This window comes from Streptomyces sp. NPDC006332, assembly GCF_040612855.1.
GTDB lineage: Bacteria > Actinomycetota > Actinomycetes > Streptomycetales > Streptomycetaceae > Streptomyces.
The window spans coordinates 172,153-186,378 of record NZ_JBEXRA010000007.1; the positions used below are offsets into that span (position 1 = coordinate 172,153).

General features: G+C 70.7%; 14 protein-coding genes and 2 pseudogenes. 8 read left to right on the forward strand and 8 right to left on the reverse strand.

The window, feature by feature from the left end; genetic code table 11:
- Window positions 1-22: 22 nt before the first annotated feature.
- On the reverse strand, window positions 23-310 hold the full coding sequence (locus ABZ027_RS09430; RefSeq protein WP_356766046.1) for a hypothetical protein: 288 nt from the start codon (window positions 308-310) through the stop codon (window positions 23-25).
- Window positions 311-584: 274 nt separating this feature from the next.
- Here ABZ027_RS09430 and ABZ027_RS09435 point away from each other — a divergent pair, with 274 nt between their 5' ends.
- From ABZ027_RS09435 to ABZ027_RS09455, 5 genes and pseudogenes are all read left to right on the forward strand, one after another.
- Window positions 585-995, forward strand: coding sequence for a PepSY domain-containing protein (locus ABZ027_RS09435; protein ID WP_356766048.1), 411 nt, complete (start codon window positions 585-587; stop codon window positions 993-995).
- Window positions 996-1,073: 78 nt separating this feature from the next.
- On the forward strand, window positions 1,074-1,811 hold the full coding sequence (locus ABZ027_RS09440) for a response regulator transcription factor (RefSeq protein ID WP_356766050.1): 738 nt from the start codon (window positions 1,074-1,076) through the stop codon (window positions 1,809-1,811).
- Entirely contained in the window at window positions 1,808-3,268 is a 1,461-nt protein-coding gene (locus ABZ027_RS09445; protein ID WP_356766052.1) for a HAMP domain-containing sensor histidine kinase, read from the forward strand. The genes ABZ027_RS09440 and ABZ027_RS09445 overlap by 4 nt, the downstream gene beginning before the upstream one ends.
- A gap of 53 nt (window positions 3,269-3,321) precedes the next feature.
- Window positions 3,322-4,218 carry a transglutaminase domain-containing protein gene (locus tag ABZ027_RS09450; protein WP_356766054.1) on the forward strand — a complete coding sequence of 299 codons (897 nt, stop codon included), beginning with the start codon at window positions 3,322-3,324 and terminating at the stop codon, window positions 4,216-4,218.
- A gap of 83 nt (window positions 4,219-4,301) precedes the next feature.
- Window positions 4,302-4,565, forward strand: a pseudogene (locus ABZ027_RS09455) (nucleoside deaminase); the annotation flags it as partial.
- Between the two features lie 42 nt (window positions 4,566-4,607).
- On the opposite strand, the gene ABZ027_RS09460 reads toward ABZ027_RS09455, so the two are convergent.
- Both ABZ027_RS09460 and ABZ027_RS09465 read right to left on the reverse strand, forming a co-directional pair.
- Complete coding sequence (locus ABZ027_RS09460) at window positions 4,608-5,450, reverse strand: serine/threonine-protein kinase (RefSeq protein ID WP_356766152.1); 843 nt, start codon at window positions 5,448-5,450, stop codon at window positions 4,608-4,610.
- Window positions 5,433-6,164, reverse strand: a pseudogene (locus tag ABZ027_RS09465) (paraslipin); the annotation flags it as partial. The pseudogene ABZ027_RS09465 and the gene ABZ027_RS09460, both read right to left, overlap by 18 nt.
- A gap of 209 nt (window positions 6,165-6,373) precedes the next feature.
- Here ABZ027_RS09465 and ABZ027_RS09470 point away from each other — a divergent pair.
- Both ABZ027_RS09470 and ABZ027_RS09475 read left to right on the forward strand, forming a co-directional pair.
- On the forward strand, window positions 6,374-6,832 hold the full coding sequence (locus tag ABZ027_RS09470; protein WP_356766154.1) for a nucleoside deaminase: 459 nt from the start codon (window positions 6,374-6,376) through the stop codon (window positions 6,830-6,832).
- Window positions 6,825-7,790 (forward strand): 2-oxoglutarate and iron-dependent oxygenase domain-containing protein, encoded by a 966-nt coding sequence (locus ABZ027_RS09475; RefSeq protein ID WP_356766056.1) that lies wholly within the window; start codon window positions 6,825-6,827, stop codon window positions 7,788-7,790. Before ABZ027_RS09470 ends, ABZ027_RS09475 begins: the two co-directional genes overlap by 8 nt.
- A gap of 10 nt (window positions 7,791-7,800) precedes the next feature.
- Here ABZ027_RS09475 and ABZ027_RS09480 read toward each other — a convergent pair whose 3' ends face one another.
- Window positions 7,801-8,685 carry an NAD(P)-binding domain-containing protein gene (locus ABZ027_RS09480; RefSeq protein WP_356766058.1) on the reverse strand — a complete coding sequence of 295 codons (885 nt, stop codon included), beginning with the start codon at window positions 8,683-8,685 and terminating at the stop codon, window positions 7,801-7,803.
- A gap of 122 nt (window positions 8,686-8,807) precedes the next feature.
- On the opposite strand from ABZ027_RS09480, the gene ABZ027_RS09485 reads away from it, so the two are divergent.
- On the forward strand, window positions 8,808-9,833 hold the full coding sequence (locus tag ABZ027_RS09485; protein ID WP_356766060.1) for a helix-turn-helix domain-containing protein: 1,026 nt from the start codon (window positions 8,808-8,810) through the stop codon (window positions 9,831-9,833).
- 40 nt (window positions 9,834-9,873) lie between these two features.
- On the opposite strand, the gene ccsB is transcribed toward ABZ027_RS09485, so the two are convergent.
- Genes ccsB through ABZ027_RS09505 form a run of 4 tightly spaced genes read right to left on the reverse strand, consistent with a single transcriptional unit; the run spans window position 9,874 to window position 14,169 of the window.
- On the reverse strand, window positions 9,874-10,974 hold the full coding sequence (gene ccsB, locus ABZ027_RS09490; protein WP_356766062.1) for a c-type cytochrome biogenesis protein CcsB: 1,101 nt from the start codon (window positions 10,972-10,974) through the stop codon (window positions 9,874-9,876).
- The gene (locus tag ABZ027_RS09495; RefSeq protein ID WP_356766063.1) at window positions 10,971-12,743 is read right to left on the reverse strand and encodes a cytochrome c biogenesis protein ResB; all 1,773 of its coding nucleotides are present in this window, start codon (window positions 12,741-12,743) and stop codon (window positions 10,971-10,973) included. Before ABZ027_RS09495 ends, ccsB begins: the two co-directional genes overlap by 4 nt.
- A gap of 3 nt (window positions 12,744-12,746) precedes the next feature.
- The gene (locus ABZ027_RS09500; RefSeq protein WP_356766065.1) at window positions 12,747-13,517 is read right to left on the reverse strand and encodes a cytochrome c biogenesis protein CcdA; all 771 of its coding nucleotides are present in this window, start codon (window positions 13,515-13,517) and stop codon (window positions 12,747-12,749) included.
- 1 nt (window position 13,518) lies between these two features.
- Window positions 13,519-14,169 (reverse strand): TlpA disulfide reductase family protein, encoded by a 651-nt coding sequence (locus tag ABZ027_RS09505; RefSeq protein ID WP_356766067.1) that lies wholly within the window; start codon window positions 14,167-14,169, stop codon window positions 13,519-13,521.
- Window positions 14,170-14,226 lie beyond the last annotated feature (57 nt).

Genomic DNA, 14,226 nt, shown 5'->3' on the forward strand with positions numbered 1-14,226 from the left:
CCGCCTTCGGGTCGAACCCAGCTCAGCCGAGACCACGATGGGCGGCCCACAACGCCCCGGCGCGGCCGGCAGCGTCGACGACCAGCGTCGCCAGTTCGGGTGTGTCCGGGACAGGGAACGAGACGTATGCACCCCGACCACCGCCGACTGGTCGTCCATAGGCCTTTGCCGCGAGGTGACCGTCCGGGAGAAGCCGGATGTTGAGTGTGGTCAGTTGGAACACTTCATCGCGTCGAGTGTCCGTCCAGCGGAGCGCCTGCGGAATCGTGACGTTGATCGCCAGAGCACTCACTTCCAGGTCGCTGCTCATGGACGGATGATCTCACGCGACTCGCCGCAGGCAGCCGCCACCACCGCGACGGCGTTGTCAGGAAGGTCGGCGCACCCGGGGCCCAACTGCCGCACGTGCCGCGGTGATCGGGACAGGTCGCCGGGCGTGTCCGCCGACGAAGGTTGGCAGTTTGCTGGTCTGCCGCTGTCCGTTCTCTGGGCTTGCTCTCGACGGCGGGTTCCTAGGGTCGTTGACGTTCCCCCCGGAAGTCCGGCCCCCGGACCCCGCGTCCCTACCGCTCTGGAGAGACCCCATGCGTGCAATGCCCCGTCGTGCCCTGGCCGCCGTTCCCGCCGCTGTCCTGTTGTTCGCCCTGACCGCCTGTGGCGGCGGATCCGACTCCGGTGACTCGGCCGCCGGCGCGGGCAACACCCAGGCGGCCGCTCCCGCCGAGGGCGGCGCCGGGAACGAGGCGGCGGAGGGCGGCGACGCCGCGGAGAAGCCGCTCACCGGCGAGGCCAAGCAGAAGGCCGAGGCGGCGGCGCTGGCGGCCCACCCGGGAACGGTGCTCAAGTCCGAGGAGGACGCGGAGAATCCCGGGACGTACGCCGTGGAGGTCAAGAAGGCGGACGGCAGCGAGATCGAGGTCTATCTCGACCCCGCGACGTACAAGGTCGTCAAGACCAAGGAGGAGGGGACGGAGGAAGCGGGAGAGGCCAACTGATCCCTGGCCGGACCGCGGACCAGGCAGCTTCTCGTGAACACCACGACTCCCGTGACACCGCTGTGCGAGCCTGTCGCCATGCGGCTGCTCTTGATCGAGGACGACGACCGGATCGCCCAACCCCTCACCGAGGGGCTGGGCCGGTACGGGTTCACTGTGGACCGGGTCCGCACGGGTGCCGCCGGGCTCACCTCCGACAGCTCGCCCGACCTGGTGCTGCTCGGCCTCGGGCTGCCGGACATGGACGGCCTGGACGTGTGCCGCAGCCTGCGGGCCCGTTCGCCCATCCCGATCATCATGATCACCGCGCGGGGCGAGGAGGCCGACCGGGTGGCGGGCCTGGAACTCGGCGCGGACGACTACATGGCCAAGCCCTTCGGGGTACGGGAGTTGGTGGCCCGCATCCGCGCGGTCACCCGCCGCACCGGCGCCCTCCCGGCCGGGCCGCCGGGACCGGGCGCCCCCGCCGCGGCGCCCGCGGCTCCCGCCCCGCAGCAGCTCGGGCCGCTGCGGATCGACCGGCGCACCCGGCAGATCCATGTCGCGGGCCGCGAAGTCGCCCTGTCCCCGAGGGAGTTCGATCTGCTCGCCTTCCTCGCCCAGGACCCGGGGGCGGTGCACTCCCGGCAGCAGATCATGGACGCGGTGTGGGACCCGCACTTCTTCGGACCCACCAAGACCCTCGACGCCCATGTCGCCGCCCTGCGCCGCAAGTTGGGCGACCCTGGCTGGATCACGACCGCGCGCGGCGTCGGCTTCCGGCTGACCGTGCCCGGGGAGCCCGCGTCCGCGATACCGCCGGAGACACCCCGATGACCCGGCGACTGCTGTACAGCTACCTCGCCCTGGCCCTGCTCGTCCTGGCCGGGCTGGAGATCCCGCTCGGTTACCTCTACGCCCGCGGCGAGACTTCCCGCTTCGCCCAGACCGTCGAGCGGGACGCCACGATGCTCGCCGAGGTCACCGAGGAGAACATCGAGGAGGGAAACACCGGGGAACTGCCCGACGTGATCGGCGACTACACCGCCCGTACCGGCGGCGGAGCCGTCGTGGTCGACAGGACGGGCGTCGTACTGGCCGCCTCCGGCTCCGCCGTCCGCACCGGCACGAACCTGTCCGCCGAGCCGGACATCGCCGCCGCGCTGGACAACCGGCCCACCACCGGCACCGACGACGGGGGTGACGGCGACGAGGTCCTGTACTCCACGCAGCCCGGCGCCTCCGGCACCACGATCCGCGGGGCGCTGCGGCTGACGTACCCGATGACGACGGTCACCGAGCGGGTGCACCGGATCTGGCTCGTCCTCGCCCTGGTCGGCGCCTGCATCCTGGCGGCGGTCGCGCTGGTCGCCTTCACGCTGGCCCGCTGGATCACCCGCCCGCTGCGCACCCTGCACCGCGCCACCACCCAGCTGGCCGAGGGCCGCCTGACCAACCCGCCCGACGCCACCCGGGGCCCGCCCGAACTGCGCGAACTGGCCGCCTCGTTCACCCACACCGCCACCCGGCTGCGGCAACTGCTCGACGCCCAGCAGGCGTTCGCGGGAGAAGCCTCCCACCAGCTCAAAACCCCGCTGACCGCGCTGCGGCTGCGGCTGGAGAACTTCGAGCCCTATCTCGACCCGCGGGCCCTGGACAGCCTGGACGAGGCCGTGGCGGAGGTCGAACGGCTGGGCCGTATGGTGCACGGGCTGCTCGCCCTGGCCCGCCTGGAGAACACCGCCACCACCGCGGAGCCGACCGACCTGGACGCCGTACTGGCCGACCGCGCGGCGATGTGGGAGCCGCTCGCCGCCGAACAGCACGTCGCCGTCGCCGTCACCGGGACGTCGGCGGGCCGGGTCTGGGCCATCCCGGGGGCGTTGGAGCAGGTCGTCGACAACCTGGTCGCCAACGCGTTGCGGGTCTCCCCGCCCGGCACCACCCTCACCCTCACCCGCGCTCCCGGCGCCGAGCTGCACGTCGTCGACCAGGGCCCCGGCCTGCCGGCGGCCGACCGGGAACGGGCCTTCGACCGGTTCTGGCGTGCCTCCGACTCCCACCACGACGGCACCGGCCTCGGCCTGCCCATCGTGCGCCACCTGGTCCGTGCCTCCGGCGGCGAGATCACCCTGCACTCCGCCCCCGGCGGCGGCCTCGACGCCCGCGTGCGCCTCCGGCCCGCCTCGCCGAACGGCGAGTTCCGTAGTGGCGGAGGCGGAGGCGGAAGGAGACGTGCGACGGGCGGCTCGTCGAGGTCTCTGGACATTTCCGGGGAGATTTTGGCACGGTGAGGTGCACCGACCCGAATCGAACACGTGGTCGATGACGCCTTCGGAGGCCGATCATGCCCCTCGACTTCTACGCGGCCCAGAGCGCCTTCTCCGACCCGGGTGACCTCTCCCACCGCTACCGCGGCCTGCCCCGCGACCCCGCACAACTGGCCCGTGTGGTCCGCGATCTGCTCATCCACCGCCTGGAGGGCGAACTCTTCGCGTACGCCCACCCCGCCGACCGGCTTCACAACGACGCCGAGACCCGCTACACCGACGACATCCTGCGCATCATCGTCGCCCGCGACGACGCCCTGCTGACCCGGCGCCGTGAGGTGGGCGACCGGTTCGTCGGGGTGTGCCGCGACTTCGCGCTGCTGCACTGCTCGTTCCTGCGCCACGTGGGCGTCCCGGCCCGGCTGCGGTCCGGCTTCGCCGACTATTTCGGGACGGACGGCTTCCACGGTGACCACGTGGTCACGGAGTACTGGGACACCGAACGCGGTTGGCTGCTCGCCGACGCCCAGCTCACCGACCCGGACATCACCCGGCACTGGAACGCCGACTTCGACCCCATGGACGTTCCGCGCGACCGCTTCCTCGTCGCCGGCAAGGCGTGGCGGGCCATCCGCGAGGGCGGGGCGGACCCGAGGACCTTCGGGCTTCATCCGCCGGAGCAGGGGCCGCTGTTCGGGGAACGGTTCGTCGCCGGGAACATCCGGCTCGACCTGGCCGCCCTGAACAAGGTGGAGACACTGCTGTGGGACGTATGGGGAGAGGACGGCGAGTTCGGCGAACCCCTGCCCGAAGCGTCCCGCCAGCTCTACGACCGCGTGTCCCTGGTCGCGGGCGACGACGTACCCTTCGACGCGGCGCGCACACTCTTCACCGAGGACGACCTCCTGCGTACCCCTGAGACGGTCCTGTGCATGGCGCCGTACAACGGGACCAGCCGGGTCACGCTGCGCTGAGCGGGCGTCAGGCCACGCCGGGCCCAGGACCTGTCCTGGTGCCGCACGTTGCCCTCGTGATGCGGCCACAGGGGAGTGAAGGCATGCAGCACATCGACCGGCTCGACAAGGACCGGGCCCGTACCTGGCTCGCCACCGCGGTCGAGGGGGCCCGCGCCGGGCTCGCCGAGGGCGGCATCCCGATCGACGCTGCTCTGTACGGCGCCGAGGGCACCCCGTTCGGCTGCGGACACAACCGGCGCGTCCAGGACGACGACCCCTCCGTGCACGCGGAGACGGCGGCCTTCCGGGCGGCGGGACAGCAGAGGTCGTATCGCGGTACGACGATGGTCACGACCCTCTCGCCATACACCCGGGGCCCAACTGCCGCAGGTGCGGCGGACGGACGCTCAGGACGCGGACGCGGTGGGGCGGTTGTGCAGGTCGACCATCGCGCGGATGTGGGGCGGCAGCCAGTCCTCGGAGGGGGCCGGGCTCGGGGAGAGCTCCGCGAGGACCTGTGTGGGCGTCGGCCGGTGTGCCGGATCGTGATCGAGGCAACGGGTGATGACACGGACCAGCCGGGTCGGCAGCAACTCGAGGGCCGACTCCAGGGTCTCACCGTCCTTGAGGGGCGCGGCACCCGCGGCGTGACACAGCACCATGCCGAACGCGTACAGGTCGGCCGCCGGGGTGACCGTCACCCCGGTGAGCTGCTCGGGTGCGAGGAACCCCAGAGTCCCGGCGACATGACCGGAGCGGGTGAGTTTGCTGCCGTCCAGGGCGCGGGCCAGACCGAAGTCGATGACGCGCGGCCCCATGCCGGAGACGATGATGTTGCTGGGCTTGAGGTCGCGGTGGACGATGCCGCAGGCATGGATCCCGTCGAGCGCCTCGGCGATCCCGAGCGCGAGGGTGTACAGCGTCCGGATGGGCAGCGCGCCGACCTGTCTGAGCAGGTCGTGCAGTGAGGGGCCGGGAATGTACTCGGTGGCCAGCCAGGGCGGGTCGCCCTCGGGGGCCGCGGCCACCACCGGTGCGGTGTGGAATCCGCCGACCCGCTGCACGGAGTCGACCTCGCGGCGGAACCGCTTGCGGAACATGGGGTCCTCGGTGAAGTCCTTCTTGATCACCTTGACCGCGACCAGACGCTCCCCCGGGGTCACCCCGAGATACACCGTCCCCATCCCGCCCTGTCCCAGCCGTGCCGTCAGCCGGTAGTGGCCCAGTCGGCGCGGGTCTTCGCGGTGCAGTGGCTGGTGTACGGGGGAGTAGTCGGCCGGGACGTACGCCGACGCGCGCTCACGTGCGCTGACCTGAGCGCCGCGCGCCGCGGCCACGGCCCGCTCCGTCTCCAGCTGGATCAACGCGGCCTGCCGGTCAGCCTCGGCGCGGAGGATGGCGGCACGCCTTTCGCTCTCGGCGCGCATCTGCTCCTCCATCGCGGTCTGGATGGAGGTGGGCGGCTCGATGGCCTTCAGTTCCACGCGGTTGACCCGGATGCCCCACTTGCCGGTGGCCTTGTCGAGGACATGGCGCAGGGCCGCGTTGATCTCCTCGCGGGAGGCCAGGGTCCGCTCCAGGTCCATCCCGCCGACGATGTTGCGGAGCGTGGTGACGGTGAGCTGCTCGATCGCCTGGATGTAGCTGGCGACTTCGTAGGTCGCGGCCCTGGCGTCGGTCACCTCGTAGTAGAAGACGGTGTCGATGTTGACGACCACGTTGTCCTGGGTGATCACCGGCTGGGGCGGTAACGGCACCACCTGTTCACGCAGGTCGATGCGGTTGCGGACGGTGTCCATGAACGGGACGACGATGTTGAGTCCCGCGTTGAGTGTCCGCCTGTAGCGGCCGAAGCGCTCGACAATGGCCGCGCTCGCCTGCGGGATCACCTGCAGGCAGCTCGCCGGAAGTCCGACGACCACCACCACCCCGCCGACGATCAGTGACACCCAGCCCACGGTCATCGCGACCCCCCTGCTCCCCCGAGGCACCTCTGTGCTGTGCCCTTCTCGGCTGCCGCTGTGCGGAGTGTCCCAGACTCTCCCACTATCGGGCCACCGTCCGAAGCCCGACCGTCGAAGTCACCCCCCGGTGTCCTCGCCCGGTCCAAGCTCGTTGTCCTCAGGGTTCGGTCACGGGAGAGTGGTCACAGGAGGGCGAGGACGTGAACCCCATTGACCCCATTGATCGAGCGACGGCCCGCGCATGGCTCGCCACCGCCGTCGATGAGGCCCGCGCCGGGCTCGCCGAGGGCGGCATCCCGATCGGCGCCGCCCTCTACTCCCGCGACGGCACGCTCCTCGGGCGCGGCCACAACCGGCGCGTCCAGGACGACGACCCGTCCATGCACGCGGAGACGGCGGCCTTCCGGGCCGCGGGACGGCAGAAGTCGTATCGCGGTACGACGATGGTGACCACCCTCTCCCCGTGCTGGTACTGCTCCGGTCTGGTCCGCCAGTTCGGCATCTCACGGGTCGTCGTCGGCGAGGCGGTCACCTTCCACGGCGGGCACGACTGGCTGGCGGAGCACGGCGTGGAGATCGTGCTGCTCGACGATCCCGAGTGCGTCGGGATGATGCGTGAGTTCATCGGCGAGAACCCTGCTCTGTGGAACGAGGACATCGGTGAGTAGCCCCCGCATCCCCACGATCGATCTGGAGCCCTGGCTCAACGGTTCCCCGGACGTCCGCGCCCGCATCGCCCGGACCGTGGACGAGGCCCTCCAGACCGCCGGGTTCCTGCTGGTCACCGGGCACGGGGTGGACCCGTCCCTGCGCTCCGGGATCCGGGAGGCCGCGAGGACGTTCTTCCGGCTGCCCGCCGAGGCGAAGCAGCCGTACGCGGCGAGGGTCGGCGGGCGCGGCTGGCTGGGGCCGGGCGCGGAGGCCAACGGGTACGCGGAGGGGACCGAGACGCCGCCGGACCTCAAGGAGTCGCTGACCTTCGCGACGCACGAGCCGTTCGACGACCCGGTCGTCAACGCGGAGTGGTACGCGCCGAACGTCTGGCCGGCTCAGGCGCCGGAGCTCCGGCCGCTGTGCGAGGAGTACCTGGCGCGGATGGCCGAACTGGAGAAGGAGTTGCTGTCCCTGCTCGGCGAAGCGCTCGGCCTTGAACCCGACTTCTTCTCCCGGCACATGGACCATCCGACGTACGGCTTCAACATCAACTGGTACCCGGGCACCGAGGTCGTCGGCACCCCGCAGCCGGGCCAGTTCCGCATCGGCCCGCACACCGACTTCGGGACGGTGACGATCCTCGACCGGCAGGCCGGCAAGGGCGGTCTCCAGGTGTACACCGACGAGGGCGGCTGGGAGGACGCGCCCTACGACCCGGACGCGTTCACCATCAACGTCGGTGACCTGCTGGCCCGTTGGACCGGCGACCGCTGGCGGTCCGGACGCCACCGGGTCCTTCCCCCGCCGCCCGACGCGCCCGCCGAGGAGCTGATGTCCCTGGTCTACTTCGGCGAGTGCACACCGGGCACCCGGGTGGAGTCCGTCCCGACGCCGGTGGGCCGGGTGGCGTACGAACCCGTCGACTCCCACGTGTATCTGCGGGCGAAGCTGGACTCCATCACCGTGGACTGACCCGCCGGGGTCATGCGTCCTTCGCCGGGTTCCTCAGAACCTCGATCACACTCGCGAAGCTGTCCGCGCCGTGGCCCGCGGCCCGGGTCCGTTCCATCGCGGACTTGAGGAGTTCGGGCAGGGAGTTGTCGATGCCGCGGGCGGACGCGGCGTGCAGGAGATGGTCGATGGCCGCGATCTGTACGTCGACGGTGGCGTCGTCGCCGGGGTAGTGACCGGCGTCCACCTGGGGCGCGTAGGTGGTCAGGAAGCCGGCCACGGCGGTCAGCCAGCGAACCGCGACGGGAGTGAAGGCCGTGGCCGGTGTCTTCTCCGCGCCGACCAGCGCGGTGCCGTGCAGCCAGCCGGTCATGGTGGACCACATCAGGCCCAGCAGGGCGGCGTCGTAGAGGGAGGCCAGGCCCGGGTCGGTGCCCAGGTGCAGGGGGTCGCCCAGCAGAGCGAGGGTCGGACGATGGGCTTCGAAGACCTCGGGTGAGCCGCTGTAGAGGAACATCATGTCGGGGCTGCCGACCCCCGGCGGGGTGGTCATGATCGCGCCGTCCAGGTAGTCCGCGGCGTGGGACCGAGCCCAGGCGACGGCCTCGTGGGCCTGCTCCGGGGTGCCGGAGGTGAGGTTGACCAGGGCCTTGCCGGCGAGGCGGTCGGCGGCCGGGTCCAGAACGGCGTGCAGCGCCTGGTGGTCCGCCACGCAGGCGATGATCAGCGGGCTGGCCGCGATGGCTTCCTCGGGTGTCGCGGCCAGGTGGGCTCCTCGGTCGACCAGTGACCGGGCCTTGTGCGCGGAGCGGTTCCACACGGTGGTCTCGTGCCCCCGCTCCAGTAAGACGGCGGCCAGTGCCGAGCCCATCGAGCCCAGTCCGATGACGGTCACCGCCGTGCGATCAGCGTGCATGCCACAACTCCCTCTACGTCTGCGTGCGTTGGTCACGTAGGACCAAGATCGCAGCGCGCGGCGACCGGAAACAGTGACGCTGGTGACGGTGACCACCAAATTCCTGCCATACCCTTCGAGGCATGCATCCTGGCTCCGTCGCGGTGGTCGTGACCGAGGACATCCAGGTCCCCTCCTGGGACCTGTACGAGTTGAGCATCCCGTGCACCGTCTTCGGCACGCCGCAGCCCGACCTGGCCGATCCCTGGTACGACCTGCGGCTGTGCGGTACCGGAGAGGGCCCGCAGGGCGATTCGCCAACGGGGGCGGCGCTGTCTCTGCGCACCCGGCACGGGCTCGCCGACCTCGCCGCCGCCGACACGGTCATCGTGCCGTCGGTGCCCGACCCGTGCGTCGACGAGGGCCGGCCGCTGCCCCCGGCACTGATCACGGCCCTGCGCGAGGCCTCCGACGCGGGCGCCCGCATGGTGTCCCTGTGCACCGGCGCCTTCGCGCTCGCCGAGGCGGGGCTGCTCGACGGACGCCGGGCCACCGCCCACTGGATGCACACGGCTCAACTGGCCGAGCGCTACCCGAAGGTGCGGGTCGACGACTCGGTGCTGTACGTGGACGACGGCGACGTGCTCACCAGTGCCGGGCTGACCGCCGGACTCGACCTCTGCCTCCATCTGGTACGCCGTGACCTGGGCGCCCATGTCGCCAATCAGCTGGCCCGCCGGATGGTGGTGCCCGCCCACCGACCCGGCGGACAGGCGCAGTTCATCGACCTGTCCGTGCCCACCTCCGACGACGAGGGCCTGGGGCCCGTACTGGACTGGGCCCGCGCCCACCTGGACCAGCCCCTGACGGTCGAGGACCTGGCGCAGCGCGCCGCGATGAGCACGCGGACCCTCCACCGGCGCGTCCAGGCGGCGACCGGGACGACTCCGCTCCAGTGGCTCCTCAACCAGCGCCTGGCCCGGGCCCAGAGCCTGCTGGAATCGACGGACCTGCCCGTCGAGAGGATCGGGGAGCTGAGTGGCCTCGGCACGGCGAACAACGTGCGCCACCACTTCCTCAAGCAGATCGGGGTGTCGCCGAGCACCTACCGGCGGGCGTTCCCCCGGACCGTCCCCGGTGACCAGGAAGGCCGGTTCCCGGTGACCTGAGTCACCGGGAACCGGCCTTCTCCGTACGCGCGTCGCGGGTCTACACGCCCGCGTACGAGTGCATGCCGCCGACGAAGATGTTCACGCCGTAGTAGTTGAACAGCCAGCAGGCGAACGCGATCAGGGCCAGGTAGGCGGCCTTGCGGCCCTTCCAGCCGGCCGTGGCGCGGGCGTGCAGGTAGCAGGCGTAGGCGACCCAGGTGATGAACGCCCAGGTCTCCTTGGGGTCCCAGCCCCAGTAGCGGCCCCAGGCGTCGCCCGCCCAGATCGCGCCCGCGATGATCGTGAACGTCCACAGCGGGAAGACGGCCGCGTTGACGCGGTAGGAGAACTTGTCCAGGGACGCGGAGGACGGCAGCCGCTCCAGGAAGGACGTGGCGAAGGTGCCGGGCTTGCCGCCGCTCGCGAGCTTGTTCTCGTACGAGTCCTTGAACAGGTACAGGATCGTGCTGACGGCCGCCATGTAGAAGACCGCGCCGCACAGGATCGCGGTCGAGACGTGGATGTACAGCCAGTACGAGTGGAGGGCGGGAACCAGCTGGTCACTGGCGGTGTACAGGACGGTCACGGCGATGCCGAGGTCGAGGAGGACCGTCGTGATCAGGAACAGCCCGAGCCAGCGCACGTTCTTCCGCAGCGCGAGCAGCGTCAGGTACACCCCGACGGCCACGGTGGAGAAGGTGATGTTGAACTCGTACATGTTGCCCCACGGCGCCCGCTGCACCGAGAGGGCCCGCATGAGCACACCGCCGGCTTCGACGAGGAACGCGAGCACGGTGAGCGAGACGGCGATGCGCCCGTAGAGGTCGCCCTGCTCGTTCCCGCCGTGCGCCCCGGGCCCGTCCGGCACGTCCCGCGCCCCGGCCGCGGCCCGTACGACGACCTTGGGCCGCTCCAGTACGGCGGTCCCGCCGGCGTTCTTCACCGTCACTTCCGGCGCCTTCGCCCCGGCGCCGGCACCGCTGGTGAGCGCCGCCGCGGTGCGGCCGATCTTGCTGCGGCTGCCGAAGATCCATTCGGTGATGTACGCGAAGAAGGCCAGGGTGTAGACGGCCATCGAGGAGTAGATCAGCGTGTTGCTGAGGTTCGCGAGGTTTTCGTTGGTTGCGGCGGCCAGATCGGTAGCGGCGGCGAGAGTCATTTCGTCTCAGCCCCTTCGGCAGGTACGACGTCGGAGTCGGGGGTGTCGGGGGTGGGGGTGTCGTCGGAGGGGTCCAAGGCCTCGGCGGCGTCTGACGGGTCCTGTGGGTCGGGGGCGCCCGGTGCCTGGTCGTACAGGATCCCGGCGAGGTCGCCGAGTTCCTGGGGCACCTTGGCGGACTCGCTGCGGCCGAGGCCCGCCATTTCAACGACCGTCACCCCGTCAGCACTGCGCGTGGCGCGTACCCACACGCGGCGGCGCTGGATGAACAGAGACGCGGCGAGACCGAAGATGGCGACCACGGCACCGCCGAGCGCCCAGCCGGCCCCGGGCTGCCGGGTGACCTGGAAGTTCGCCCACTCCTTGATCCCCTTGTCGAAGGTGACCGAGCCGGCGCCGTTCGGGAGTTGCATGGTCTGGCCGGGCCTCAGGTTCTTCCGCAGCTGCTGGCCCTTGGAGTCCTTGAACCCCTTCATGTTGGTCTTGTTGAGCTGGTACACGCTCTGCGGGATGCCCGCGTTGACGCCGAGGTCGCCGTGGTACGCCGCCAGGTTCAGCACCGGGTTCATCAGCGCCGGGAACTGTGAGACCACCGAGGTGCCGCCGCCGTAGGTCGGCAGGAAGGCGGCCTGGAAGCCGAGCTGGTCCTTCTTCCCGTTGGCGTCGCGGTAGCCGTCCATGACCTTGATCGCGCCGGTGGAGGTGACGTTGGAGTCGAGCGGCAGCAGCGGTACGGCGTCGTTGAAGACGACCTTGCCCTTGCCGTCGCGCACGGTGATGACGGGCGCGTAGCCGTGGGCGGTGAGGTAGACCTTCGAGTCGCCCACCCGCAGCGGCTCGTTGACCTTGATGGTGGTCTTCTTGTCCTTGCCGTAGGCGCCGATGCTGTAGTCGATGGCCGCCTGGTAGGTGCGCGGCGTACCCCGGTTCGGGCCGGACGTCTCGTAGGTGCCGGTGAACTTGTCGAGGGTGAAGCTGAAGGGGTCCAGGTCGTCCTGGGTGAACAGGGTCCCGGACTTGAAGTCGTCGTACTGGGTGAGGGTGTTGGAGAAGCCGCCGTCGCCCTCGACGATCAGCTTGTTGCCCTCGGACTTGAAGAGCTGGCCCCAGGCGAAGGCGACCAGCATCACGACCAGCGCGATGTGGAAGGCGAGGTTGCCGAACTCCCGCAGGTAGCCCTTCTCGGCGGCGACCGCGTCACCGGCCGCGTGCGCGCGGAAGCGGCGCTTCTTCAGCAGGGCGAGCGCGGCTTCACGGATCTGCTCGGGCTCGGCCTCGGTGCGCCAGGTCGTGTAGGCGGGCAGCCGGGTCAGACGCCGGGGCGCGCCCGGTGGGCGGCCGCGCAGCTGGCCCACGAACTGCCAGCTGCGGGGCACGATGCAGCCGATGAGGGAGATGAACAGCAGGATGTAGATCGCCGAGAACCACACCGAGCTGTAGACGTGGAAGAGGCCGAGCTTGTCGTAGATCGGGCCGAGGACGGAGTGCTTCTGCTGGAAGTCGGCGACCTTCGTCTCGTCGGTCCCGCTCTGCGGGATCAGCGAGCCGGGGATCGCGCCGAGCGACAGCAGCAGGAGCAGCAGCAGCGCGACCCGCATGGAGGTGAGCTGTCGCCAGAACCAGCGGGCCCAGCCGATGACGCCCAGGGCGGGCAGGTTGGGGGCGTCCTCCTGGGGGGCGGTGGACAGCTGGGAGCCGGCCGCGCCCAGGTCCTGGTCGTCCGACCGCTCGGTGGCGGTGTCGGAGGCGGTGTCGGAAGTCGCGCTCATCGTTCAGATCCCCACAGTGAAGCCGTTGGACCAGGTCTGCATCTCCTGCACGATGCTGTCCCACGCGCCGGTCAGCAGCAGCAGCCCGGTCGCGATCATCATGCCGCCGCCGACTCGCATGACCCATACGTAGTGGCGCTTGACCCAGCCGAAGGCGCCGAGCGCCTTGCGGAAGGCGACCGCGGCCAGCACGAACGGTACGCCGAGGCCGAGGCAGTAGGCGACGGTCAGCAGGGCGCCGCGGCCCGCGCTGCCCTGCTCCTGGGAGAGGATCAGCACGGAGGAGAGGGTCGGGCCGATGCACGGCGTCCAGCCGATGCCGAACAGCGCGCCGACCACGGGGGCACCGACCAGTCCGGTGGAGGGCCGCTGGTGGAAGCGGAACTCCCGCTGGGTCATCCAGGGCATCAGCCCCATGAAGAAGACACCCATGAGGATCATGAACACGCCCAGCATCTTGGAGGTGACGTCCTTGTGCTGCTGGAGCGTGTCGCCGAAGTACCCGAAGAGGGCTCCGCTGGAGACGAACACGGCGGTGAAGCCGAGGACGAACAGCGAGGCACCGGCGACCATCCGGCCGCGCCGGGCCTCGGCCAGGTCGGTCCCGGCGACCCCGGTGACATAGGAGAGGTAGCCGGGGACGAGGGGCAGCACACACGGGGAGAAGAAGGAGACGAGGCCGCCGAGCAGCGCGACGGGCAGGGCCACCAGCAGGGCGCCGTTGAGCACCGTGCCGTTGTAACCCGTGGCGGCGAGCGTGAACGCTGCGGTCACGTCACTTCTCCGCGAGGACCGGCTTGAGCATGGCCCGCAGCTTGTCCTCGCTGAGCGCCTGCAGCGTCCGCGCGGCGATCTTGCCCTGTCGGTCGATGATCAGCGTCGTGGGGATGGCCTGCGGGTTGAGGGTGCCCTTCTTGAAGCGGAGCATCAGCTTGCCCGTCGGGTCGTAGAGACTCGGGTAGCTGACGTCGAACTCCTTCTCGAAGGCCCTGGCCAGACTGATCTTTGCGTCGCGGGTGTTGATGCCGACGAACTGGACGCCCTGGTCCTTGACGTCCTTGTAGACGGTCTCGAAGTTCGTCGCCTCGGCACGACAGGGCGGGCACCAGGAGCCCCACAGGTTGAGGACGACGACCTTGCCCTTGTAGTCGGCGACGTCCAACTGACCGCCGTCGACGGTCTCGCCGGACAGGTCGGGGAGGTCGGCCCGCTCGCCCTTGGCGGCGGTGGAGATGCCGTTGGCCCCGGTGACGAAGTTGGTGTTGCCGCCGCCGCCCGAGGTGCCGCCCGAGCCGCACGCCGAGAGGGTCAGCGCGGCGGCCGCGGCACCGGCGGTGAGCAGGACGGCGCGGCTACGGGTGCGGTTGGTGCGCTGCGCGGTGGACGGGTCGTCGGAACGCTGGGGGGCGCGGTGGGCGGCACTCATGTGAAAAGTTTCGCATGCCCGTTCTGGGGATCTTGCCCACCCCCCTTGCGGGCGGAA

Coding starts and splice junctions, on each gene's coding strand:
- ccsB (WP_356766062.1), bottom strand. CDS start 10,974: ATGACTCTCGCCGCCGCTACCGATCTGGCCGCCGCAACCAACGAAAAC.
- ABZ027_RS09450 (WP_356766054.1), top strand. CDS start 3,322: ATGCCCCTCGACTTCTACGCGGCCCAGAGCGCCTTCTCCGACCCGGGT.
- ABZ027_RS09430 (WP_356766046.1), bottom strand. CDS start 310: ATGAGCAGCGACCTGGAAGTGAGTGCTCTGGCGATCAACGTCACGATT.
- ABZ027_RS09440 (WP_356766050.1), top strand. CDS start 1,074: ATGCGGCTGCTCTTGATCGAGGACGACGACCGGATCGCCCAACCCCTC.
- ABZ027_RS09445 (WP_356766052.1), top strand. CDS start 1,808: ATGACCCGGCGACTGCTGTACAGCTACCTCGCCCTGGCCCTGCTCGTC.
- ABZ027_RS09505 (WP_356766067.1), bottom strand. CDS start 14,169: ATGAGTGCCGCCCACCGCGCCCCCCAGCGTTCCGACGACCCGTCCACC.
- ABZ027_RS09495 (WP_356766063.1), bottom strand. CDS start 12,743: ATGAGCGCGACTTCCGACACCGCCTCCGACACCGCCACCGAGCGGTCG.
- ABZ027_RS09480 (WP_356766058.1), bottom strand. CDS start 8,685: ATGCACGCTGATCGCACGGCGGTGACCGTCATCGGACTGGGCTCGATG.
- ABZ027_RS09485 (WP_356766060.1), top strand. CDS start 8,808: ATGCATCCTGGCTCCGTCGCGGTGGTCGTGACCGAGGACATCCAGGTC.
- ABZ027_RS09435 (WP_356766048.1), top strand. CDS start 585: ATGCGTGCAATGCCCCGTCGTGCCCTGGCCGCCGTTCCCGCCGCTGTC.